Source organism: Limimaricola cinnabarinus, assembly GCF_002723615.1.
Lineage (GTDB): Bacteria > Pseudomonadota > Alphaproteobacteria > Rhodobacterales > Rhodobacteraceae > Limimaricola > Limimaricola cinnabarinus_B.
In genome coordinates this window covers 1-21,309 of the sequence record NZ_KZ304983.1, presented here as the reverse complement: position 1 = coordinate 21,309, position 21,309 = coordinate 1, and the positions used below count along the sequence as shown (strand labels likewise).

Below are 21,309 nucleotides of genomic sequence, written 5' to 3'. Positions count from 1 at the left end.
CCGCGCGCCGGCGCAGCCGGTGGCCCCCGCCGCCGAGATCGCCCGCGCCGCGCCGCAGCCCGCCCCGGTGCCGCCGCCGAGCCAGCCCGCCACGCCGCAGGCGGCCTATCCCGATTATGAATACCCGCCGCTCGATCTGCTGATGGACCCGGCGGCGATCGAGAGGCACCACCTTCCCGACGCGCAGCTCGAGGAAAACGCCCGCACGCTCGAAGGCGTGCTCGAGGATTACGGCGTCAAGGGCGAGATCGTCTCGGTCCGCCCCGGCCCCGTCGTCACCATGTACGAGCTGGAGCCCGCGCCGGGCCTCAAGGCGAGCCGCGTGATCGGCCTCGCCGACGACATCGCGCGCTCCATGTCGGCGCTCTCGGCGCGGGTTTCGACCGTGCCGGGCCGCTCGGTCATCGGCATCGAGCTGCCCAATGCCCGGCGCGAGATGGTGGCGCTGCGCGAGATCCTCACCGCGCGCGATTACGGCGACAACCAGATGAAGCTGCCGCTGGCGCTCGGCAAGGATATCGGCGGCGAGCCGATCATCGCCAACCTCGCCAAGATGCCGCATCTGCTGATCGCGGGCACCACCGGCTCGGGCAAGTCGGTGGCGATCAACACGATGATCCTGTCGCTGCTCTACAAGCTCTCGCCCGAGGAATGCCGGCTCATCATGATCGACCCCAAGATGCTGGAACTCAGCGTCTATGACGGCATCCCGCATCTCCTCTCGCCCGTGGTGACCGACCCCAAGAAGGCGGTCGTGGCCCTGAAATGGGTCGTGGGCGAGATGGAGGAGCGCTATCGCAAGATGTCGAAGATGGGCGTGCGCAACATCGACGGCTACAATGGCCGGGTGCGCGACGCGCTGTCCAAGGGCGAGATGTTCTCGCGCACCGTGCAGACCGGCTTCGACGAGGAGACGGGCGACCCGATCTTCGAGACCGACGAGTTCCAGCCCGAGGTGCTGCCCTATATCGTCGTCATCGTCGACGAGATGGCCGACCTGATGATGGTCGCGGGCAAGGAGATCGAGGCCTGCATCCAGCGCCTCGCGCAGATGGCCCGTGCGTCGGGCATCCACCTCATCATGGCGACGCAGCGGCCCTCGGTCGATGTCATCACCGGCACGATCAAGGCCAACTTCCCGACCCGGATCTCCTTCTCGGTCACCTCGAAGATCGACAGCCGCACCATCCTTGGCGAACAAGGCGCCGAGCAGCTCCTGGGCATGGGCGACATGCTCTACATGGCGGGCGGCTCGCGCATCACCCGCGTGCACGGGCCCTTCTGCTCGGACGAGGAGGTCGAGGAGATCGTGACCTACCTCAAGGGCTTCGGCCCGCCCGACTACGTGGGCGGCGTGGTCGAGGGCCCGGACGAGGAGAAGTCCTCGGACATCGACGCGGTGCTGGGCCTCGCCGGCGGCGGCTCCTCGACCTCCGCCTCCGACAGCGAGGACGCGCTCTACGATCAGGCGGTGCAGATCGTCGCGCGCGACCGCAAATGCTCGACCTCCTACATCCAGCGCAAGCTCGCCATCGGCTACAACAAGGCGGCGCGGCTGGTGGAGCAGATGGAGGATCAGGGCGTGGTCTCGGCCGCGAACCATGTCGGCAAGCGCGAGGTGCTGGTGCCCGAAGCGCACTGACATCGGCGCGAGCCCCCCGTGAGCGGCGATCGGGCATAATGATAACAAAGGCTTAGGCCCCCTACCCCGCCGGGGAGGGGGCCTTTTTCATGGCCGGTCATCCTCTGGCGGGCCGCGCGATATCGCCTAGCGCCGGACAATCGGGCAGACCGGCCCTATATCGAGGACCAAGACGCCCCCCGACGATCCGACGGGGGCCACGACATGAAGGACCACGCCAGCCATGACCATGATCCGACGCAGCTTCCTCGCCTCGCTCGCCGCCGCCGCCGCCCTGACGGTCGCCGCCGGGCCGGCGCTTGCCCGTCAGCTTTCGCTGGGCGAGATCTCGGGCTATCTCAACGGCCTCCAGTCGGCGACCTCCGGCTTCACCCAGATCAACGGCGACGGCTCGATCCAGACCGGGCAAATGTACATCAAGCGCCCAGGCCGGATCCGCTTCGAATATGCGGGCGACCGCTCGATGATGATCGCCGGTGGCGGGCAGGTCGCGGTGTTCGACGCGCGCTCCAACACCGGGCCCGAGCGCTATCCGCTCAACCAGACGCCGCTCAGCATCATCCTCGAGCGCAACGTCAATCTCGGCCGGGCCGGGATGGTGACGGGCCATACCTCCGACGGCACCAAGACCACCGTGACCGCGCAGGACCCGGCGCGGCCCGAGATGGGCTCGATCCAGATGGTCTTCACCGCCGACCCGGTCGAACTGCGCCAATGGGTCGTCACCGACAATGCCGGGCAGAAGACCACCGTGGTGCTCAACGATCTGCGCCCCGGGGCGGGCATCTCGGATGCGAAGTTCAACATCCGCTCCGAAATGGCCAAGTGGTGACGCCCGGGGCCGGGCGCGCGCCCGGCCCGGCGTCGGCCATCGCGCGGGGGGCGGCCGGAAAGGCCGCCCCCCGCGTCATTGCCTGAGTTCAGAAGAGGAAGACGTCTTCCTGGCGCATCTCTTCGAGCGTGCTGTCCTCGACGATGATGCGGGTCTTCCAGTAGGGGCCGTCGCCGAAGCGGATCACGACATCCTCGCCGCGCTGGCGCATCGACAGATCGTCGATCTCCGAGGCGCCGTTGCGGATCTCGATCCGGTCCGCGCCGGGCTTGAAATCGGTGATCCTGTCGGTGCCCTCGCCCTGGCGGAACACGAAGAGATCCTCGCCCCGCCCGCCGGTCAGCCTGTCATTGCCGGACATGCCGAACAGCGTGTCGTCCCCCTTGCCGCCCGAAAGCACGTCGCGCCCCTCCATGCCCTTGAGCCGGTCGTCGCCCGCGCCGCCATGCAGCCGGTCGCGCTCGGTATGGCCGAACAATCGGTCGTCGCCGCCCTTGCCGTGAAGCTCGTTGCGGCTCCGCGCGCCGAGGATGGAATCCTCGTCCCGCCCGCCGAGGATGACGACACGCCGCCCCTGGCTCTCGATCTCCCACTCCTCGGTCTGGCCGGGCCGGCCATAGAACTTGCGCAGCGCCACCTCGTCGAGCGGGCCCAGCATGTCGGAAAAGCCGGTATAGGACATGATCGTCATGTCCTTGGTGTCGAGTTCGGGGCGCAGTCGCACCTCGTCCTCGAAGGGATGCTTGAAGCCGAGCGAATGGCCGATCTCGTGCAGGATCGTGCCCATGGACATGCTTTCGAGCACCAGCGTCCCGCGATAGGTCGGATAGCTCGACCAGCCGCCCCAATCCGAGCCTTCGACGCCGAGGATGTTGATCGCGGCATCGCGCGCGGTCTCGACGAAGACGAGGTTGCCCAGCGCCTCGAAGCGGTCCATCGCGCCGCGCACGAGGTCCTGCTGATGTCCGGTCAGCACCTTGGTCCGGTCCGATTGGTAGAACAGCTCGGAGGGGGCGGGCAGGTTGCGCTCGGTATGGAAGCTGTAGGTGACCACCGTGGTCGCCGCGCGCGGGGCGAACCAGGGTTTCTGCGACAGGCCCGAATCGAGGGCGGCCCAGTTCTTGACGTATCGCATTCGTTAACTCCCGGGATCGGGAGGGGCGGGCCACGCGGGCCTGCGTCCTGCGCGATCGATGTGAAGGCGCTGCAGTGTCCTGCGATCGGGCAGGGCTGGCAAGCCCGCACCGCCCGATCGCCGCGTCATTCTCAGCGCTTGCCGCAGGCGCGCAGCTGGCTGTCGTAGAGCAGGGTGCGCCGCGCCAGCGAATCCGAGACGTTGATCAGCCAGCTTTTGGATTTCCAGGTGCCGCGCCGGTAGCCCGCGCGCCCGTCGTGATAGGCGAGATACTGGTTGCGCGTGTCGTAAAGCGGGATGCCCAGCTCGCGCTTGGTGCCGTTCATGTACCAGCCCATGAAGTTGGTCGCGTGACGGATGTTGTCGCGCTTGTGGCGCCAGCCGCCTTCCTGTTCGAGATATTCGTCCCAGGTGCCGTCGAGCGCCTGGCTGTAGCCATAGGCCGAGGATTGCCGGCCTACGGGAATCACCCCGAGCTTCCATTGGAACGGCGTGCGCGCGTTGCCGATGAATTTGCTCTCCTGGTAGATGATCGCCATCTGCACCGGGACCGGCACGCCCCATTTGCGCTCGGTCGCCTTGAAGGCGCGGAGATAGTCGGGATGTTGGCGCACGATGCTGCAGGCGTCGTCCAGCTCGCGCGGGGCGGCGAAATCGCGCGGTCCGCATCCGGCCAGGACGGCCAACAGAATCATGGCGCGAAAGAGTCTGCTCATCTGCCCCTCGCAACTGCTCGTTTTTTTGTGAGCCTAGCCGAAGCTCGGTCGCCGCGAAACAGGCCAAGGCGGCTCAGGCGATCACGATTGCAAGGATGAGCGGCAAGGCGGCCACGGAAAGCAGGGTCGAGCTGACCACGAGCCCCGCCACCGCCTGCGCGTCCGAGCCGTATTTCTCGGCCAGAAGATAGGAGGTCACCGCGACCGGGGTCGAGATCTGCAGCACCAGCACCGCGAAGGCCACGGGCGGCAGGCCGAACCACAGCCCGAAGCCCGCCGCCACCGCGGCGCAAAGCGCGATCTTGACCGCCGACAGCCCGGTCGAAAGCGCCAGCGTGCCGGGCCTGAGCCGCGCCACCGCCACGCCGAGCGTGATCAGCATCAGCGGGATCGCCATCTGCCCCACCAGATCGAGCGTGTTGGTCACCACCTTAGGCGTCTGCCAGCCGCGCCACAGGAACAGCGCGCCCAGAACCGTGCTCCAGACCAGCGGCTCGCGCAGCACCCGGCCCAGAGAGCCGCGCCCCGCCACCAGCCAGATCCCGAAGGTGAAGGAGCCGATCGCCATCACCGCAAAGACCACCACCGCGTAGCCCAGCCCCTCCTGGCCGAAGGCGAACAGCGCCAGCGGCAGGCCGACATTGCCGGTATTGCCGAAGATCAGCGGCGCGAGATAGGTCGGCATGTCGAGCCGCAACAGCGCCAGCAGCAGCGCCAGCAGCGCCGCCAAAAGCGCGTAGCTCGCCGCGGAGGCGAGCGAGAGCGTCGCCAGCGCCGCGGGGTCGATCTCGGTCTGCATCAGGGCCACGAAGATCAGGCAGGGCACCGAGATCGTCATCGCCATGCGGCTGACGAAGGGCACGTCATAGGCCAGCCCCAGCCGCACCCAGACAAAGCCGATGCAGGCCAGCGCAAAGACCGGCGCGGTGATCTCGAGCACTGTCAGGATCAGGTTCACGGACTGTTTCTCCCCCACTTGACCACCTCGCATGGACCTGTGAGGGGCTTTGCGGGTAATACTGGTGGAAAGGATGGTCTGCCATGCTGAAGTCTCGCGCGAAATATGCCCTCGGGCAGGTGGTGCGCCACCGCAAGCATCCGTTCCGCGGCGTTGTCTTCGACGTGGACGCGATCTTCTCGAACTCGGAGGAATGGTACCTCGCCATTCCCGAGGACAGCCGCCCGGCCAAGGGACAGCCCTATTACCACCTGCTGGCCGAGAACGCCCAGAGCTACTATGTCGCCTATGTCTCCGAGCAGAACCTCGTGGCCGATTATTCCGGCGAGCCGGTCGATCACCCCGATCTCGACGATCTGTTCGGCCCCTTCGAGGACGGGCATTACCCGCTGCAGGTTGATCTGAACTGATCCCATGCGGCGATGACTTGCGCGTGGTGAGACGGGCGGTGCAGAGTGCTGCATTGACCAGCCACGGAGCCTGCCGATGACGATGACCATGCCGTTCGAGGAGCTGCGCGACCGCATCCTTGCGCTGACCGAGGGCGAGACCGACGAGATCGCGCTGATGGCGACGCTGGCCTGCGAGCTGCACCATGCCGATGAGCGCTTCGACTGGACCGGCTTCTACCGGGTGACCGAACCCGGCCTTCTCAAGATCGGCCCCTATCAGGGCGGGCATGGCTGCCTCGTCATCCCCTTCGACCGCGGCGTCTGCGGCGCGGCGGCGCGCAGCGGCACGACCCAGCTCGTCGCCGATGTCGAGGCGTTTCCGGGCCATATCGCCTGCGCCGCCTCGACCCGCTCGGAGCTGGTGATTCCCCTCAAGGACGCCCGAGGCGAGGTCTTCGCCGTGCTCGACATAGACAGCGACCGCCCCGCCGCCTTTAAGGCGCAGGACGCCACGCGCCTCGAAGCGCTGCTCGCATCCGTGTTTTCCGCGCATCTTCGAACGAAAGGAGTCTGAAAGGGTTTGCGGCCCGACGCGAATTGCAGGACAAGCCGCGTGTTGCCTGTACTAAAGGACAGGGTTTATGAGTGAAGCTTCGCCCGAAGGGGGCGATCTGGGACGGGATCTGCGCCGCTTGCGAATGTCGCGGGGCCTGAGAATCGCGGATCTGGCGGCGCTGATGCAGCGCTCCATCGGCTGGGTCAGCCAGGTGGAGCGGGGCCGGTCCCAGCCTGATTACGAGGATCTGGCCGGTTTCGCCCGCGCCTTCGACATGCCCATATCCGAGCTGTTCCGCCATCAGCCGCAGCTCGACAAGACGGCGCGCGACGTGCTGGACGCCGCGCAGCGGCGGGTGATCGAGGCCGACAATACCGGCGCGCTCGACGACCTGCTGGTGCCGGTGATGGACGGGATCGAGTTCTACCGCTCCACCTTGGGCGCGCGCTCGGCCTCGCGCCAGTCGAGCGGGGAGGGGCGGCTCGAAATGGGGCTGGTGCTGGAAGGGGAATTCGAGATCTGGATCGGCGGGCGGCATCACGTGGTCCGTCCCGGCAGCAGCTTCTGGTGCCGGGGCGAGCCGCTGTCATGGCTCAATCCGCACGATACCCCTTGCACGGTGATCTGGGTGGTGGCACCGCTGCCCGATGAGCCAGACGCCTGACACCCCGCCCAGCCCCGATTTCGGCAGCGCCTACGACCCGCCCATGGGGCCGCTCGTCGTGGTGCATGAGGATCACGAGCTGCTGATCGTCGACAAGCCGGCGGGGCTGCTTTCGGTGCCGGGCAAGGGTGCGCATCTGGCCGATTGCCTGCTGAGCCGGGTGCAGGAGGCGTTTCCGACCGCGCTGCTGGTGCACCGGCTCGACCGCGACACCTCGGGCGTCATGGTCTTCGCGCTCACCCCCCATGCCCAGCGCCATCTCGGCCTGCAATTCGAAAAGCGCCAGACCAAGAAGACCTATGTCGCGCGGGTGGAGGGCCGTCTCGCGCCCGAAAGCGGCACGGTCGACCTGCCGCTCGCCGTCGATTGGCCCAACCGTCCGCGCCAAAGGGTCGATCACGAGAACGGGCGGCAGGCGGTGACCGACTGGCGCGTGCTGCGCGCGAACGAGACGGAAAGCCGGGTGCGGCTCAGCCCGAAAACGGGCCGCAGCCACCAGCTGCGCGTGCACATGCTGGCGCTGGGGCACCCGATCCTCGGCGATCCCTTCTATGCCGAAGGCGCGGCGCGCGACGATCATCCCCGGCTGATGCTGCATTCCGAGACGCTGCAATTCCGCCACCCCGATGGCGGGCGCGGCGTGCGCTTCAGGGCCAAGGCGCCGTTCTAGGCGCCATTCTGGGCGCAGGGGGCGCGATTCAGCCTTCGAGCGGCTCCAGGCTGCGCTCCAACTCGGCGCGCAGATGCTCGTGCTGGCGCGGCAGCTTCAGCGCCTCGCCCAGATGCGCGCGCTCCTCGTCGCGATCAAAGCCGGGCTCGTCGGTCGCCACCTCGAACAGCACGCCGCCGGGGCTGCGGAAGTAGATGGCGTGAAAATAGTCGCGGTCGATCTGCGGCGTGGTGGGCCAACCCGCCTGCGCCAGCTTTTCGGCCGCCTCGGCCTGCACCGCGCGGCTCTCCACCGAAAAGGCGATGTGATGCACCGAGCCCGCGCCCTGCTGCGCGCGCGGCGCGGCCGGATCGGTGCGGATGTCGATGGCGCGCGCCGGGTTGCCGCCCTCGATCTCGTAGCGCGTCACCGCGCCCTCGCGCGCGGTCTCGCGATAGCCCATGAACTCCAGAAGCTCGGCCGTCGGCCCCGCATCGCGCAGCAGCATCTCGACCGAGTGAAAGCCGCGGATCGCGATCTCCGCCTCCACGCCGCCGCCGGTCCATGGCGCGCGGTCGTCCTGCGCCGTCTCGACCAGCGCCAGCCGCTCGCCATCCGGCCCGTCGAACAGCAGCCGCGCCGCGCCGAAGGCGGTGTCGCGGGCGATGTTCGGTACTCCGTGCGCCTCGAGCCGGGCCTGCCAGGCGTCGAGGCTGCCCTCGGGCACGGAAAAGGAGGTCAGCGCCACCTCGCCCGCGCCGCGGCGACCGCGTGCGGCATCGGGAAAGGGGAAATAGGTCATCACCGTGCCCGGCGTGCCGATCTCGTCGCCGTAATAGAGGTGATAGACGTCCGGCGCATCGAAATTCACCGTCTTCTTGACCCGGCGCAGGCCGAGCGTTTCGGTGAAGAAGGCGTTGTTGGCACGGGCCCCCGACGCCATCGAGGTGACGTGGTGAAGGCCGCGGATCTGGGTCAGCATGGCGTGGCTCCTTTGATGTCGGAGCAAAGATAGGCCGAGCGGGATCATGCACCATCCCCGCCCGGAGCGCCGGAATGGTGCGCGGATGCGCAGGCCACGGGCACGGCGAGGGGAAGGGAGGGAAAGGCGCGCTAGCCATGGCGCGCCCGGCAGGATCACTCCGCCGCGTCGAGGCCCCAGCCCGAGATCGCCTTCACCTCGAGGAACTCCTCGACCCCCCAGATGCCGCCTTCGCGCGCGCGGCCCGACTGGCCGACGCCGCCAAAGGGCGCGCCCGCGCCGCGCGGGCGGCCGTTCATCTCGACCATGCCCGAGCGCAGGGCGAGCGCGAGCCGGTTGCGCCGCGCCGGATCGGCGCTCTGCACGTAGTTGGTGAGGCCATAGGGCGTGTCATTGGCGATCTCGATCGCCTCCGCCTCGTCCTCGAAGGGCATGATCGACAGGACGGGGCCGAAGATCTCCTCCTTTGCGATGGTCATGTCGCGGCTGACATCGGCGAACACCGTGGGCCGCACGAAGAAGCCGCGATTGACCCCTTCGGGCAGGCCCGGCCCGCCCGCGACGAGCCGCGCGCCCTCGCTGATGCCGGTCTCGATCAGCCCTTGCACCTTCTCCCACTGGGTCCTGTTGACCAAGGGGCCGATATGGCGGCCCTCCTGGCTCGCGGGGCCCACGGCGGTCTCCTGCGCGGTGCGCGCCGCGATCTCGACCGCCTCGTCGTAAAAGCCGCGCTCGACAAGCATCCGCGTCGGCGCGTTGCAGGACTGCCCGGTGTTCTGCATGCAGTGCTGCACGCCGCGCTTGACCGCTTCCTCGCCCGCATCGGCAAAGACGAGGTTCGCGCCCTTGCCGCCCAGCTCCAGCGTCACGCGCTTGAGCGTCTCGGCCGCGGCCTTGGAGATGGCGCGGCCCGCGCGGGTCGAGCCGGTGAAGGAGATCATCTGCACGTCCTCATGCGTCGACAGCTGCGTGCCCACGCCCGCGCCGTCGCCATTGACGAGGTTGAACACCCCCGCCGGCACGCCCGCCGCATCCAGCATCTCCGCAAAGACGATCGAGGACAGCGGCGCCTCCTCGGAGGGCTTGAGCACGATGGTGCAGCCCGCCAGAAGCGCCGGGATCACCTTGAGCGAGACCTGGTTCATCGGCCAGTTCCACGGCGTGATCAGCCCGACCACGCCGATCGGCTCCAGCGAGATCATCGTGTCGGGGGCGTGATCGCCCAAGGGGCGCAGCCATTCGAGCTGATCGAAGGCGCGCAGGAAGTTCCTGGTGTGGCCCTTGAGCGCGGCGGCCTGCGACTTGCGCGCCAGATCGATCGGCGCGCCCATCTCGAGGCTGATCGCCTGGGCGAGGTCTTCCTTGCGGGCCTCGTATTGCTCGAGAATGCGCTCGACCACGGCGCGGCGCTCTGCGGGCGGGGTGGCGCGCCAGCCGGGGCCCGCGCGCAGCGCGGCGGCGACGGCGGCGTCGGTGTCGGCCTGGCCCCCGAGCGAGATGACGGCGCAGGGCTCTTCGGTCGAAGGGTCGATCACCTCGCAATCACGGGCTGCGTCCGGGGCGCGCCACTGGCCATCGATGTAGAACTCGCGTTTCTCGATCATGGATATCTCCTCCGGTATCGCCGCGCAGAGTGGCACCGGCGATTGCCGCCTGCAAGCTATGGCGGGCGGCGCTACGGGCTCCTATGTAGACCGGGTCTGACAGTGAACTTGGAGGCGAACATGGCCCTGCGCATCAATGACGAGATCCCGAACCTGACCGTGACCACCGACCAGGGCAGCTTTGCCCTGCATGACTGGGTCGGCGAGGGCTGGGCGATCATCTTCAGCCACCCCAAGGATTTCACCCCCGTCTGCACCACCGAGTTCGGCGCCGTGGCCCGGCTTCAGTCCGAATGGGACAAGCGCGGCACCAAGGTGCTCGGCGTTTCGGTCGACGGGGTCGAGGAGCACAAGCGCTGGAAGGCCGACATCGAGAAGGCGGGCGGCGCCGCGCCGCAGTTTCCCATCGTCGCCGATGACGGGCTCGAGCTGTCCAAGGCCTTCGACATGCTGCCCGCCGAGGCCTACCTGCCCGACGGGCGCACCCCCAATGACAGCGCCACGGTGCGGGCGGTGTTCATCATCGGCCCCGACAAGCAGCTCAAGCTGTCGCTGACCTACCCGATGACGGTGGGCCGCAATTTCGGCGAGGTGCTGCGCGCGCTCGACGCGCTGCAGCTCTCGACCGGCAAGGGCGTGGCAACGCCGGCCGACTGGCAGGTGGGGCAGGACGTGGTGATCCCGCCGGCGCTGTCGGACGAGGAGGCCAAGGCCAAGTTCGGCGAGTTCGAGACGGTGCTGCCCTATCTGCGCCTGACCAAGGCGCCGCAGTAAGGCCGTGTGGGGTGCCCTTGGGGGCGCCCCATACGCCTCAGGCGACCACGACGGTCGTGCCGAGCGGCACCCGGTCGTAGAGATCCTCGACATGCTCGTTGATCAGCCGCACGCAGCCCGATGAGAACTTGCGCCCCATGGTCCAGGGCTGCGGCGTGCCGTGGATGCGGTAGAGCGTGTCGCGGCCCTGGCGGTAGAGGTAGAGCGCGCGCGACCCCAGCGGGTTGCGCGCATGCCCGCCCGGCAGGCCGCCCGCATAGGGGCCGTAGATGTCTGGTTCGTGGCGGATCATGTTGGCCGTCGGGGTCCAGGCCGGCCATTCGGCCTTGCGCGCCACCTGCGCCGTGCCCGCGAAATTGCGCCCCGCCGCGCCCAGCGCCACGACATAGCGGATCGCCCGGCCATGGCCCAGGGTCCAGTAGAGCCGGTTCTGGGCGATGCGCACATGGATCTGGCCCGGTGCCAGCGCTTCGTTGACATTGATCTCGGTGGGGAGCCAGTCGCGCGGGATCTTGACCACGCGGGGAGGGGCCGCCAGCACCGGCCCGGTTGCGACCGTGGCCGCAGCAGCGGCGATCATGCCGCGTCTCGTCAGTTCCATGCCTGCCTCCATGCCGGGCTCTGCGGCCCTTTGGCGTTGCTCGATACGAAAAGATAGCACGGATCGGGGCGGGCAGGGGGAGGAGTTCGGGAAAGGGGACGCGGCGTTGCCGCCACGCCCCTCGCGAAACGAAAGCCTCGATGCGGCTCAGAAGCGGTAGCTGACGCCGAGCGAGAGCCAGGGATAGACCACGAGATCGCCGCCCATCTCGTTGGCGTCGTCTTCCATGTCCTGCAGGTCCTGCTCGAACTCGGCATCCACCGAATCGTCGCCGCTGCTGCCGTCGAGCGTGACCTCGACGCCGCCGATGCCGATCAGGCCCAGCTCGCTTTCGAAGCCCCAGCCGCGCGCGCCGCCGCTGACATAACCGATGCTCAGCATCGGCGCGACTTCGTTCTCGAAGCGCATCGAGGCGTCGATCCGGGCGTCGTCATAGGTCTCGCCGTCATCCGCCTCGAAGCCGGTGCCGCTGCCGTTGAGGGTGCTGTCGGCAAAGAAGAGACCGCCCGAGACCCGGAAGCCGCCATTGCGGGGGTAGTAATCGGCCAGCGCCGCGATCCCGCCAAGGCTGCCATCGGCGGTGATGTCGGTGCCGAAGTCATCCTCGTCGCCTTCGAACTCGAAATCCGGGATGCCGGTCAGGACGCCGCGCAGGCGCAGTTTCGGCATCACCTCATAGGCGGCGGAGCCGTAAAGGCCGAAAGTCGAGATGCCGAAGCCGGCGGAGGCGCCTTCGACGGATTGCGCCTGCGCAGCGGCGGCGGACAGGAAAAGGGCGGCGGCGAGGGGGAGGCTACGGGTCATCTGCGGTCCTTGTTGATTGCAGGCGCATCTGCCGAAACGGCCATGCCGCGTTCAACCCGAAGTCGTATGGCCACGGATTGGTCACAATTCCGTGTGTCTCTTTCGCCGCATTGCAGCGGCCACGAAAAAGGGGCCCGAAGGCCCCTTTTCCTGGTCATGCGTGATGCGTGGCCTCACTCGGCCTGCGCGTCGGCCTTGGCCTCTTCGCCGGTCTCCTGGTCGACGACCTTCATCGACAGGCGCACCTTGCCGCGATCGTCGAAGCCCAAGAGCTTGACCCAGACCTCCTGGCCTTCCTTCAGCACGTCCGAAGGATGGTTCAGGCGGCGGTTCTCGATCTGGCTGACATGCACGAGGCCGTCGCGCTTGCCGAAGAAGTTCACGAAGGCGCCGAAATCGACGAGCTTGACGACCGTGCCCTTGTAGATCTTGCCTTCCTCGGGCTCGGCCACGATCGAGTAGATCATGTCATAGGCCTTCTGGATGGCCTCGCCATTGGCGGAGGCGATCTTGATCACGCCGTCATCGTTGATGTCGACCTTGGCGCCCGAGACCTCGACGATCTCGCGGATCACCTTGCCGCCCGAGCCGATCACTTCGCGGATCTTGTCGGTCGGGATCTGCATCGTCTCGATGCGCGGGGCGTGGACCGAGAAGTCCGCAGCACCCGAAAGCGCCTTGTTCATCTCGCCAAGGATGTGCAGACGGCCCTGCTTGGCCTGCGCCAGCGCCTTCTTCATGATCTCGGGCGTGATGCCCGCGACCTTGATGTCCATCTGCAGCGAGGTGATGCCCTCTTCGGTGCCGGCGACCTTGAAGTCCATGTCGCCGAGGTGGTCCTCGTCGCCAAGGATGTCGGTCAGCACCGCGTAGGAGCCGTCATCCTCCAGCACGAGGCCCATGGCCACGCCCGCGACCGCGCCCTTGAGCGGCACGCCCGCATCCATCATCGCCAGCGACCCGCCGCAGACCGAAGCCATGGAGGAGGAGCCGTTCGATTCGGTGATCTCCGAGACGAGGCGGATGGTGTAGGGGAAGTCGGTCGGCGCCGGGAGCACCGCCTGCAGCGCGCGCCAGGCGAGCTTGCCATGGCCGATCTCGCGGCGGCCCGGAGAGCCCACGCGGCCCACTTCGCCCACCGAGTAGGGGGGGAAGTTGTAGTGCAGCAGGAAGTTCGATTTGAAGTTGCCGTGCAGCGCGTCGATGAACTGCTCGTCATCGCCGGTCCCGAGCGTGGTGACCACCAACGCCTGCGTCTCGCCGCGGGTGAACAGCGCCGAGCCATGGGTGCGCGGCAGCATGCCGGTTTCGGCCACGATGTCGCGCACGGTGTCGAGGTTGCGCCCGTCGATGCGGTTGCCCTTCTTCACCACGTCGCCGCGCAGCACGGTCGATTCGAGCTTCTTCATCGCGGAGCCGAGATTGGCGTCCTCGAGCTGCTCTTCCGAAAGCTGCGCCTTGATCTCCTCGCGGGCATTCGCCACGGCGGCGGTGCGCTCCTGCTTGTCGGTGATCGCGAAGGCGGCGCGCATCTTGTCTTCACCGGCGGCTTTCACGGCCTCGAACAGCTCCGAGTAGTCCGGCGGGGTGAAGTCGAAGGGCTCCTTGGCGGTCTCTTCGGCCAGGTCGATGATCAGGTCGATCACCGGCTGGATCTGCTCATGCGCAAAGGTCACGGCGCCGAGCATCTCGTCCTCGGTCAGCTCATAGGCCTCGGACTCGACCATCATGACCGCGTCCTTGGTGCCCGCGACCACGAGATCGAGGCGCTGCTCGGGGTTGGCGCGCAGGTTCTGCATGTCGTCGACGGTCGGGTTCAGCACGTAGTCGCCATCGACATAGCCCACGCGCGCACCCGCGATCGGGCCCATGAAGGGCGCGCCCGAGATGGTCAGCGCGGCGGAGGCCGCGATCATCGCCACGATGTCGGGATCGTTGACGAGGTCGTGGCTGAGCACGGTGCACATCACCAGCACTTCGTTCTTGAAGCCCGGCACGAAGAGCGGGCGGATCGGCCGGTCGATCAGGCGCGCGGTCAGCGTCTCCTTCTCGGTCGGGCGCGCCTCGCGCTTGAAGAAGCCGCCCGGGATCTTGCCGGCGGCGTAGTATTTTTCCTGGTAGTGGACGGTCAGGGGAAAGAAGTCCTGACCGGGCTTCGGCGCCTTGGCGAAGGTGACGTTGGCCATCACCGAGGTCTCGCCCAGCGTGGCGATGACCGAGCCGTCGGCCTGACGCGCGACCTTGCCGGTTTCCAGCGTCAGCGTCTCTTCGCCCCACTGGATCGATTTTTTCACATCGTGAAACATCGTCTTTTCCATTCTGGCCCGACCTTCGGGCCCTTGTGCCCCCCTAATGCGTGAACAATCCCTGGGGGCGGGTTGCGGAGGGGCCGGATGCCCCTGGCTCTTCTTGGTCCGTGGCGCGGGGCGAGCCCGGTCCGCGCCATCCCGGATAGAGAAGGGACCGCGTCCGAAGGCGCGGTCCCAAAAACCTTAGCGGCGGATGCCGAGGCGGCCGATCAGGGCCCGGTAGCGCTCGACGTCCTTGTTCTTGACGTAGTCGAGAAGCTTGCGGCGGCGAGCCACCATCTTGAGAAGGCCACGGCGGCCGTGGTTGTCCTTCTTGTGGGTCTTGAAGTGCTCGGTCAGGGTCGCGATGCGCGAGGTCAGGATCGCGACCTGCACCTCGGGCGAACCGGTGTCGCCCTCCTTGGTGGCGAATTCGCTGACGACCTTGGCCTTGTCTTCCACGGTGATCGACATCGGGGTCTCCTTTTTAGGATGAGGGTGATGGCGCAAGCCGGGATGTCGTCCAGCAGGGCCCATGGAGCAACCGCCCTTCCGAAACGGAACGGCGGTTGCGTGCCCATAAGGGAAAATGGCCGAAAAGGAAAGCCCGTTGCGCGGGGGGGCCGTGCGGCGGCGTGCGGCCTCAGGCGGCGCTGTCGGTCAGGAAGACCACCGCGCCGGGCGCCAGCGCCGAGACGCCGTCGAGCCGCACCAGCGCCGCGCCGTCCGCGCGCAGCAAGAGCCCCTCTGGCACGGCTTCGGCCGTCAGCTCGGGCACGAGGCCGGGCGGATGCAGCACCATGACCTGGTCCTGCGCCGCGTCGAAATCGACGATCACCGCCGCTTCGCCCGCCTGCGCGCTGCGCAGCGCGAAGAGATCGCCCCCCGTGCCGCCATGCGCCGTGTCGCCCGCCCCGGCATGGATCTCGTCGGCGCCGTCGCCGCCATTGAGCCAGTCGGCCGCGCCGTCGCCCGCACCCGACAGAAGATCGTCGCCCGCGCCGCCATGCAACACGTCGCGCCCCGCGCCGCCGTCGAGATCGTCATCGCCCAGATCCCCCGCCAGCGCATCCTCGCCCGCGTCGCCGCGCAGCAGGTCGGCGCCGTCGCCGCCAGAGAGCCTGTCATCCCCGGCCCCGCCCCATATCATGTCGTCGCCCACATGGCCCCAGAGCGCGTCCTCGTCCTCATCGCCCCAAAGCGCGTCATCGCCCCGGCCGCCATGCATCTCGTCCGCGCCCGCGCCGCCATGGGCCCGGTCGTCGCCATCGCGCAGATCGACATGGTCATGGCCCGCCCCGGCGTCGATGTCGTCCGATCCGGGGGTGCCGAAGATCACGTCGGGCCGCGCGGTGCCCTCCGCCGAAAGGCGCTGCGGCTCCGCCGCCCCGGTGGCGCCCTCGTGTAGGGCGTTGGCCGGGGCCTCTCCAGGCAAAGGCGTTCCGGCATCGGCGGCATCGAAGCCCGGCGCGCCGTCGAGCGGCAGCATGTCGGGCGCGGGGTCGCGCGCCTCGGCCTCGTCCTCGGCCGGATCGGGCGGCTCCTCGATCTGGGTCGTGGGCAGCAGGGCCGCGCCGGTCATGGCGAGGCCGATCAATCCGATGAGAGCAAGCATGGCGATCTCCGCGAGGGCAGGAGACCGTGTAGCATGGCGCGGCCCCTTCCCGGCGCGAAATCGGGGCGCAGGGTTAAGCCGGGCTTGTCAGCGGTTGGCGCCGGGCTGCCACAGCACGTCGCCCGCGCCATCGGCATTGGCCGCGCGCGAGGCGACGAAGAACCAGTCCGACAGCCGGTTGAGATAGCGCGTGGCATGCTCGTTCACCGCCTCGGCGCGGCCCAGCGCCACGGCCAGCCGCTCGGCCCGGCGCGAAACGGTGCGGCACAGATGCAGATGCGCCGCCAGCGCCGAGCCACCGGGCAGCACGAAGCTCCTGAGCGGCGCGAGGCTCTCGTTCATCGCGTCGATCTCGCGCTCCAGCCGCTCGGTCTGCTCGGCCACCATGCGCAGCACCGGGTAGGGGGCCTCGCCGTCGCGCTCGGGCGCGGGGCGGCACAGATCGGCGCCCAGGTCGAACAGGTCGTTCTGAATCCGGCCCAGCGCCGCCTCCATCTCGCCCGATGCATGCAGCCGCGCCAGCCCCGTCGCGGCGTTGGTCTCGTCGACCGTGCCATAAGCCTCGATCCGCAGATCGTCCTTGGCCCGGCGGCTGCCATCGCCAAGCGCGGTGTCGCCCTTGTCGCCGGTGCGGGTGTAGATGCGGTTGAGCACGACCATCAGTTCAGCCCCCTGAGAAAGATGTAGAGCAGGATCAGCAGCACCGCCACGAACTGCGCGCCGATGCGCCAGCGCATGAGGCGGTTGGCGTGCTTGCGGTTGAACTCGCCGCCCCTGCCGAAGGTGCCGACCCCGAACATCAGGATGGCGGCGACGATCCCCACGGCGACGAGGACGAGAATGAGAAGCGGATCTTGCAGCATGTCGGGCCTTTCGCGGTTGCCCCTGATCTAGGGTCCCGGGCCGCCGGGGCAAAGCGGACGCGGTGTCGCGGGGGTCAGCCGCGCGAAACCACCCAGTCGAGCGCCCGGGTGGGCAGGAGCCGCCGCAGCGTGCCCGAAAGATAGGTCGGCGCGGTGACGTAGTAGCGCGCCTGCGGGCGCGGGGCCTCCAGCGCATGCGCAAGCCGCTCCGCCACCGCCTCGGGCGGCAGCTCGAACCGGTCGGGGCCGCGCTCGCCGTAGAGCCGGTGCAACAGGCCCTCGTATTCCGCGCGCCGGGCCGAGCCCTTCCAGTCGATCCAGCGCTCGAAATGCGGGATCGAATTGGCGCGGATGCGCGAGGTGACGGGGCCGGGCTCGATCAGGCTGACATGGATGCCGGTCCCCGCCATCTCGAGCCGCAGCACGTCCGTCAGCCCCTCCAGCGCGAACTTGGTCGCGACATAGGCGCCGCGCCACTTCACCCCCACCAGCCCCAGCACCGAGGAGCAGTTGACGATCCGCCCATGCCCTTGCGCCCGCATCACCGGGATCGCCTGTCGCGTCAGGTCGTGCCAGCCGAAGAGATTGGCCTCGAAGATCTCGCGCAGCGCCTCGCGCGGCAGATCCTCGACCGCGCCGGGGCAGGCGAAGGCGCCGTTGTTGTAAAGCGCATCGAGCCGCCCGCCGGTGGCGTCGAGGACCTGCGCCAGCGCAGAGGAAACGCTGCCGGGGTCGGCATAATCGAGCCGCGGCGCCTCGAAGCCCTCGGCCCGCAGCCTCTCGCAATCGGCCTCGGCCCGGCAGGAGGCGAAGACGCGCCAGCCGCGCGCGCGCATCTGCCGCGCGGCGGTGAGGCCGATGCCGGAGGAGGAGCCGGTGACGAGAAGGGTGCGCTCTGAGGTCATGCCCCGCTCATGGCCCGCGCGGCGCATCCGCGCAACGAAAAAGGCGCCCCCCGGGAAGAGGGCGCCTTTTTCGGCAGGTCGGAAGGAGGGTCAGCTTTCGACGGGGGCCAGCAGGCGTTCGGACATCCAGCCGGTCTCGCCGGTGGTGGTGATCTCGATCCGGGCCCAGCCATCCGCGCTTTCGATCAGCCTGGCCTTGGTGCCGCGCGGCAGCGTGTCGAGCACGGCATGACCGGTGCCGGGGCCCTGGCGCATGTTGACCCAGTCGCCGCTGACCTGGCGCAGGTCGAACGCCGCTTCGGCATCGGCGATCGCCGGCGTGGCGGCCTCCTGCGTGACGGCGGGTTCGGGCGACCTGGGCATGAAGGAGGCCGAGATCAGCTCGACATTCTCGGGGAATTCGCGCATCGCGGTGACGGGAATGCCCGACTCGGCGCGCTCGATGTCATGTTGCGCGATCGTCTCGGGGGAGGGGGTGCCGGCCTGCACCGCGCCGATCATCGTCTGCGGTTGGAAATCGGCGCCGCCGGACATTTCGTAATAGCCCACACCCAGCAGCAGGAAGGTGGCACCGATACCGAAAACGTGTTTCATGACAACCTCTTGTTCTGCTCATCCCTGCCGGAGCCGGTCACTGCCGCGTGACGCGCGCCGCTGTGCAGGTTCTTGCTGACCCGTTGCTCACCCAACCGCGACTTTACGCCGATGGTTCCCGTCGATAGGAAGCTTTTCATGCCAGACCCCCTTGACGACGCCCTCCCGGCCCTGCCGGAGCAGGACCCGAGCGAGCCGCTGCGCCGCGCCCTAGGCGAGCGCTATCTGAACTACGCGCTCTCCACGATCATGAACCGGGCGCTGCCCGATGCGCGCGACGGGCTCAAACCCGTGCATCGCCGCATCCTCTATGCCATGCGCGAGCTGAAGCTCTCCTCCACCGGGGGTTTTCGCAAATCGGCCAAGATCTCGGGCGACGTGATGGGCAACTACCACCCGCATGGCGACGCCGCGATCTACGACGCGATGGCCCGCCTCGCGCAGGATTTCGCGGTGCGCTACCCGCTCGTCGACGGGCAGGGCAATTTCGGCAATATCGACGGCGACAACCCCGCCGCCGCCCGCTACACCGAGGCCCGCCTGACCGCCGCCGCCGAGGCGCTGATGGAAGGGCTGACCGAGAACGCGGTCGATTTCCGCGCCAATTACGACGGCACGCTGACCGAGCCCGTGGTGATGCCCGCCGCCTTCCCGAACCTGCTCGCCAACGGCTCATCGGGCATCGCCGTCGGCATGGCGACCAACATCCCGCCGCACAACCTGCACGAGCTGATCGAGGCCTGCCTCTACATGATCAGGACGCCGGGCGTCTCGGACGAGAAGCTGGTCGACCTCGTGCCGGGCCCCGATTTCCCGACGGGCGGCGTTCTGGTCGAGCCGCGCGAGAACATACTTCAGGCCTACCGCACCGGGCGCGGCTCGTTCCGCCTGCGCGCGCGCTGGGCGGTCGAGGAGCTGGGCCGCGGCCAGTGGCAGGTGGTGGTCACCGAGATCCCCTACCAGGTGCAGAAGTCGAAGCTGATCGAGCGGCTGGCCGAGCTGATCCAGACCCGCAAGATCCCGCTTCTGGCCGATGTGCGCGACGAAAGCGCCGAGGATGTGCGCATCGTGCTCGAGCCGCGCGCCAGATCGGTCGAGCCCGAGATGATGATGGGGATGTTGTTCAAGAACAGCGATCTCGAGATTCGCTTCGGTCTCAACATGAACGTGCTGATCGACGGGCTGACGCCCAAGGTCTGCTCGCTGAAGGAGGTGCTGCGCGCCTTTCTCGACCATCGCCGCGAGGTGCTGGCGCGCCGCTCGCGGCACCGGCTGGAAAAGATCGACCACCGGCTCGAGGTGCTCGAAGGCTTCATCACCGCCTTTCTCAACCTCGACCGCGTGATCGACATCATCCGCTACGACGATCAGCCCAAGCAGGCGCTGATGGCCGAGGATTGGGACCGCGACCATATCCGCGCGGTGAGCGAGCGCGACTACCGCTCGCCCCTGAGCGAGGCGCTGGGCGGCGGTGGGCTCACCGAGGTGCAGGCCGAGGCGATCCTCAACATGCGGCTGCGCTCCCTGCGCCGTCTCGAAGAGCTGGAGCTTCTGAAGGAGCAGGACGCGCTGATGCAGGAGCGCGCCGGGCTCGAGGACCTGCTCGCCTCCGAGGATCTGCAGTGGAAGTCGATCTCCGAGCAGCTGCGCGAGACGCGCAAGCTGATGGGGCATTCCTCGCCCGGCGGCCAGCGCCGCACCGGCTTTGCCGAGGGCACCGAGATCCCCGACGTGCCGATCGAGGCGATGATCGAGCGCGAGCCGATCACCATCGTCTGCTCCGAGATGGGCTGGATCCGGGCGATGAAGGGCCACATCGCGCTCGACAGCGAGCTGAAGTTCAAGGATGGCGACAAGGGCCGCTTCATCCTGCACGCCGAGACGACCGACCGGCTTCTGGTCTTCGGCTCGAACGGGCGCTTCTACACCATCTCCGCCACCAGCCTGCCCGGCGGGCGCGGCATGGGCGAGCCGCTGCGCCTCATGGTCGATCTGCCCAACGAGGCGCAGATCGTGGCGCTGCACCTGCACCGTCCCGAGCGGCGGCTGCTGGTCGCTTCCTCGGCGGGCGACGGCTTCATCGTCAACGAGGACGAGGTGCTGGCCCAGACCCGCGCCGGCAAGCAGGCGCTCAACGTCAAGGGCGACGTCGTGGCCAAGATCTGCAAGCCGGTCACGGGCGACGCGGTGGCGGTGGTGGGCGACAACCGCAAGGTGCTCGTCTTCCCGATCGAGGAGCTGCCCGAGATGACCCGCGGCAAGGGCGTGCGGCTGCAGAAATACAAGGATGGCGGCCTGTCCGACGCCACCACCTTCGAGATGGAGGCGGGGCTCGTCTGGAAGGACCCGGCGGGCCGCACCCGGACCCAGACCGACCTCGCCGACTGGACCGCCAAGCGCGCCACCGCCGGGCGCATGGCGCCGCGCGGCTTCCCGCGCGACAACCGCTTCAACTGATCCGCGGATCGGTCTCGGGGCAGGGGAGGCGCGCGGCCGGATGGGGCCGCGCGCCTCTTGCCGCTTGATTTCCCCGTCGATTGCAAATACATCGCCCGCGATGTCGAACCGGGCCGGACGAAGGCCCCCGAACACGCGAGGCGCCAGCGCAGATGGCAAAGGCTAAATTCGAACGCACCAAACCGCACGTGAACATCGGGACCATCGGTCACGTGGACCACGGCAAGACCACCCTGACCGCGGCGATCACCAAGTATTTCGGTGATTTCCAGGCTTAC

Annotated in this window: 24 protein-coding genes; 9 read left to right on the top strand and 15 right to left on the bottom strand. The window is 68.2% G+C overall.

Translation table 11 applies throughout. From position 1 onward, the window contains the following. A partial coding sequence (locus CJ301_RS17110) for a DNA translocase FtsK (protein WP_254050191.1) occupies window positions 1-1,642 on the top strand: 1,642 nt, incomplete at its 5' end. 223 nt (window positions 1,643-1,865) lie between these two features. After that, window positions 1,866-2,474 (top strand): LolA family protein, encoded by a 609-nt coding sequence (locus tag CJ301_RS17105; protein WP_099278571.1) that lies wholly within the window; start codon window positions 1,866-1,868, stop codon window positions 2,472-2,474. A gap of 88 nt (window positions 2,475-2,562) precedes the next feature. Here the strand turns inward: CJ301_RS17105 and CJ301_RS17100 are convergent, their stop codons facing one another. From CJ301_RS17100 to CJ301_RS17090, 3 genes are all read right to left on the bottom strand, one after another. Further along, on the bottom strand, window positions 2,563-3,609 hold the full coding sequence (locus tag CJ301_RS17100; RefSeq protein WP_099278570.1) for a hypothetical protein: 1,047 nt from the start codon (window positions 3,607-3,609) through the stop codon (window positions 2,563-2,565). 131 nt (window positions 3,610-3,740) lie between these two features. Further along, window positions 3,741-4,325 (bottom strand): transglycosylase SLT domain-containing protein, encoded by a 585-nt coding sequence (locus CJ301_RS17095; protein ID WP_173812385.1) that lies wholly within the window; start codon window positions 4,323-4,325, stop codon window positions 3,741-3,743. 73 nt (window positions 4,326-4,398) lie between these two features. Further along, window positions 4,399-5,283 (bottom strand): AEC family transporter, encoded by an 885-nt coding sequence (locus tag CJ301_RS17090; RefSeq protein WP_099278568.1) that lies wholly within the window; start codon window positions 5,281-5,283, stop codon window positions 4,399-4,401. Between the two features lie 83 nt (window positions 5,284-5,366). Here CJ301_RS17090 and hspQ point away from each other — a divergent pair, with 83 nt between their 5' ends. The 4 genes from hspQ to CJ301_RS17070 all read left to right on the top strand — a co-directional run bounded on the left by hspQ (window position 5,367) and on the right by CJ301_RS17070 (window position 7,565). Further along, the gene (hspQ, locus tag CJ301_RS17085; RefSeq protein WP_099278567.1) at window positions 5,367-5,693 is read left to right on the top strand and encodes a heat shock protein HspQ; all 327 of its coding nucleotides are present in this window, start codon (window positions 5,367-5,369) and stop codon (window positions 5,691-5,693) included. 76 nt (window positions 5,694-5,769) lie between these two features. Next, window positions 5,770-6,249, top strand: a complete 480-nt coding sequence (locus CJ301_RS17080; protein WP_099278566.1) for a GAF domain-containing protein — start codon at window positions 5,770-5,772, stop codon at window positions 6,247-6,249. A gap of 67 nt (window positions 6,250-6,316) precedes the next feature. Beyond that, window positions 6,317-6,895 carry a helix-turn-helix domain-containing protein gene (locus tag CJ301_RS17075; RefSeq protein WP_099278565.1) on the top strand — a complete coding sequence of 193 codons (579 nt, stop codon included), beginning with the start codon at window positions 6,317-6,319 and terminating at the stop codon, window positions 6,893-6,895. Beyond that, window positions 6,879-7,565 (top strand): RluA family pseudouridine synthase, encoded by a 687-nt coding sequence (locus CJ301_RS17070; RefSeq protein WP_099278564.1) that lies wholly within the window; start codon window positions 6,879-6,881, stop codon window positions 7,563-7,565. The genes CJ301_RS17075 and CJ301_RS17070 overlap by 17 nt, the downstream gene beginning before the upstream one ends. A gap of 28 nt (window positions 7,566-7,593) precedes the next feature. Here CJ301_RS17070 and CJ301_RS17065 read toward each other — a convergent pair whose 3' ends face one another. Then, window positions 7,594-8,526: a ring-cleaving dioxygenase gene (locus CJ301_RS17065; RefSeq protein WP_099278563.1), complete on the bottom strand. Its 933-nt coding sequence runs from the start codon at window positions 8,524-8,526 to the stop codon at window positions 7,594-7,596. A 155-nt stretch (window positions 8,527-8,681) separates the two neighbouring features. Then, window positions 8,682-10,130 (bottom strand): aldehyde dehydrogenase family protein, encoded by a 1,449-nt coding sequence (locus CJ301_RS17060; RefSeq protein ID WP_099278562.1) that lies wholly within the window; start codon window positions 10,128-10,130, stop codon window positions 8,682-8,684. A gap of 120 nt (window positions 10,131-10,250) precedes the next feature. Between CJ301_RS17060 and CJ301_RS17055 the strand changes: the two genes are divergently transcribed. Then, entirely contained in the window at window positions 10,251-10,904 is a 654-nt protein-coding gene (locus CJ301_RS17055; RefSeq protein ID WP_099278561.1) for a peroxiredoxin, read from the top strand. A gap of 37 nt (window positions 10,905-10,941) precedes the next feature. On the opposite strand, the gene CJ301_RS17050 is transcribed toward CJ301_RS17055, so the two are convergent. From CJ301_RS17050 to CJ301_RS18890, 10 genes are all read right to left on the bottom strand, one after another. Beyond that, window positions 10,942-11,505, bottom strand: a complete 564-nt coding sequence (locus CJ301_RS17050) for a L,D-transpeptidase (RefSeq protein WP_099278560.1) — start codon at window positions 11,503-11,505, stop codon at window positions 10,942-10,944. A gap of 147 nt (window positions 11,506-11,652) precedes the next feature. Continuing rightward, the gene (locus tag CJ301_RS17045) at window positions 11,653-12,309 is read right to left on the bottom strand and encodes a hypothetical protein (RefSeq protein ID WP_099278559.1); all 657 of its coding nucleotides are present in this window, start codon (window positions 12,307-12,309) and stop codon (window positions 11,653-11,655) included. Between the two features lie 173 nt (window positions 12,310-12,482). Next, complete coding sequence (gene pnp, locus CJ301_RS17040; RefSeq protein WP_099278558.1) at window positions 12,483-14,615, bottom strand: polyribonucleotide nucleotidyltransferase; 2,133 nt, start codon at window positions 14,613-14,615, stop codon at window positions 12,483-12,485. Window positions 14,616-14,801: 186 nt separating this feature from the next. Then, window positions 14,802-15,071 (bottom strand): 30S ribosomal protein S15, encoded by a 270-nt coding sequence (gene rpsO, locus CJ301_RS17035; protein WP_099278557.1) that lies wholly within the window; start codon window positions 15,069-15,071, stop codon window positions 14,802-14,804. Between the two features lie 169 nt (window positions 15,072-15,240). Then, complete coding sequence (locus tag CJ301_RS17030; protein WP_099278556.1) at window positions 15,241-16,212, bottom strand: calcium-binding protein; 972 nt, start codon at window positions 16,210-16,212, stop codon at window positions 15,241-15,243. Window positions 16,213-16,299: 87 nt separating this feature from the next. Further along, window positions 16,300-16,872: a cob(I)yrinic acid a,c-diamide adenosyltransferase gene (locus CJ301_RS17025; RefSeq protein WP_099278555.1), complete on the bottom strand. Its 573-nt coding sequence runs from the start codon at window positions 16,870-16,872 to the stop codon at window positions 16,300-16,302. Next, the gene (locus CJ301_RS17020; protein WP_099278554.1) at window positions 16,872-17,075 is read right to left on the bottom strand and encodes a twin transmembrane helix small protein; all 204 of its coding nucleotides are present in this window, start codon (window positions 17,073-17,075) and stop codon (window positions 16,872-16,874) included. The genes CJ301_RS17025 and CJ301_RS17020 overlap by 1 nt, the downstream gene beginning before the upstream one ends. A 74-nt stretch (window positions 17,076-17,149) precedes the next feature. After that, window positions 17,150-17,980 carry an SDR family oxidoreductase gene (locus CJ301_RS17015; protein ID WP_099278553.1) on the bottom strand — a complete coding sequence of 277 codons (831 nt, stop codon included), beginning with the start codon at window positions 17,978-17,980 and terminating at the stop codon, window positions 17,150-17,152. A 90-nt stretch (window positions 17,981-18,070) separates the two neighbouring features. Further along, on the bottom strand, window positions 18,071-18,574 hold the full coding sequence (locus CJ301_RS17010; protein WP_099278552.1) for an SH3 domain-containing protein: 504 nt from the start codon (window positions 18,572-18,574) through the stop codon (window positions 18,071-18,073). Further along, entirely contained in the window at window positions 18,571-18,714 is a 144-nt protein-coding gene (locus CJ301_RS18890; RefSeq protein WP_162620596.1) for a hypothetical protein, read from the bottom strand. The genes CJ301_RS17010 and CJ301_RS18890 overlap by 4 nt, the downstream gene beginning before the upstream one ends. Here CJ301_RS18890 and parC point away from each other — a divergent pair. Both parC and CJ301_RS17000 read left to right on the top strand, forming a co-directional pair. Beyond that, a complete protein-coding gene (gene parC / locus CJ301_RS17005; protein WP_099278551.1) occupies window positions 18,713-21,031 on the top strand; it encodes a DNA topoisomerase IV subunit A in 2,319 nt (772 codons plus the stop codon). The genes CJ301_RS18890 and parC overlap by 2 nt on opposite strands. Before the next feature lie 152 nt (window positions 21,032-21,183). Continuing rightward, a partial coding sequence (locus tag CJ301_RS17000) for a GTP-binding protein (protein WP_254050150.1) occupies window positions 21,184-21,309 on the top strand: 126 nt, incomplete at its 3' end.

Bases quoted from the DNA above. Each gene is read 5' to 3' on its own strand.
- CJ301_RS17065 (WP_099278563.1), bottom strand. From the start codon at position 8,526: ATGCTGACCCAGATCCGCGGCCTTCACCACGTCACCTCGATGGCGTCG.
- CJ301_RS17030 (WP_099278556.1), bottom strand. From the start codon at position 16,212: ATGCTTGCTCTCATCGGATTGATCGGCCTCGCCATGACCGGCGCGGCC.
- CJ301_RS17020 (WP_099278554.1), bottom strand. From the start codon at position 17,075: ATGCTGCAAGATCCGCTTCTCATTCTCGTCCTCGTCGCCGTGGGGATC.
- CJ301_RS17105 (WP_099278571.1), top strand. From the start codon at position 1,866: ATGACCATGATCCGACGCAGCTTCCTCGCCTCGCTCGCCGCCGCCGCC.
- parC (WP_099278551.1), top strand. From the start codon at position 18,713: ATGCCAGACCCCCTTGACGACGCCCTCCCGGCCCTGCCGGAGCAGGAC.
- CJ301_RS17045 (WP_099278559.1), bottom strand. From the start codon at position 12,309: ATGACCCGTAGCCTCCCCCTCGCCGCCGCCCTTTTCCTGTCCGCCGCC.
- CJ301_RS17025 (WP_099278555.1), bottom strand. From the start codon at position 16,872: ATGGTCGTGCTCAACCGCATCTACACCCGCACCGGCGACAAGGGCGAC.
- rpsO (WP_099278557.1), bottom strand. From the start codon at position 15,071: ATGTCGATCACCGTGGAAGACAAGGCCAAGGTCGTCAGCGAATTCGCC.
- hspQ (WP_099278567.1), top strand. From the start codon at position 5,367: ATGCTGAAGTCTCGCGCGAAATATGCCCTCGGGCAGGTGGTGCGCCAC.
- CJ301_RS17100 (WP_099278570.1), bottom strand. From the start codon at position 3,609: ATGCGATACGTCAAGAACTGGGCCGCCCTCGATTCGGGCCTGTCGCAG.
- pnp (WP_099278558.1), bottom strand. From the start codon at position 14,615: ATGTTTCACGATGTGAAAAAATCGATCCAGTGGGGCGAAGAGACGCTG.
- CJ301_RS17070 (WP_099278564.1), top strand. From the start codon at position 6,879: ATGAGCCAGACGCCTGACACCCCGCCCAGCCCCGATTTCGGCAGCGCC.
- CJ301_RS17015 (WP_099278553.1), bottom strand. From the start codon at position 17,980: ATGACCTCAGAGCGCACCCTTCTCGTCACCGGCTCCTCCTCCGGCATC.
- CJ301_RS17080 (WP_099278566.1), top strand. From the start codon at position 5,770: ATGACGATGACCATGCCGTTCGAGGAGCTGCGCGACCGCATCCTTGCG.
- CJ301_RS18890 (WP_162620596.1), bottom strand. From the start codon at position 18,714: ATGAAAAGCTTCCTATCGACGGGAACCATCGGCGTAAAGTCGCGGTTG.
- CJ301_RS17055 (WP_099278561.1), top strand. From the start codon at position 10,251: ATGGCCCTGCGCATCAATGACGAGATCCCGAACCTGACCGTGACCACC.
- CJ301_RS17060 (WP_099278562.1), bottom strand. From the start codon at position 10,130: ATGATCGAGAAACGCGAGTTCTACATCGATGGCCAGTGGCGCGCCCCG.
- CJ301_RS17010 (WP_099278552.1), bottom strand. From the start codon at position 18,574: ATGAAACACGTTTTCGGTATCGGTGCCACCTTCCTGCTGCTGGGTGTG.
- CJ301_RS17075 (WP_099278565.1), top strand. From the start codon at position 6,317: ATGAGTGAAGCTTCGCCCGAAGGGGGCGATCTGGGACGGGATCTGCGC.
- CJ301_RS17095 (WP_173812385.1), bottom strand. From the start codon at position 4,325: ATGAGCAGACTCTTTCGCGCCATGATTCTGTTGGCCGTCCTGGCCGGA.
- CJ301_RS17050 (WP_099278560.1), bottom strand. From the start codon at position 11,505: ATGGAACTGACGAGACGCGGCATGATCGCCGCTGCTGCGGCCACGGTC.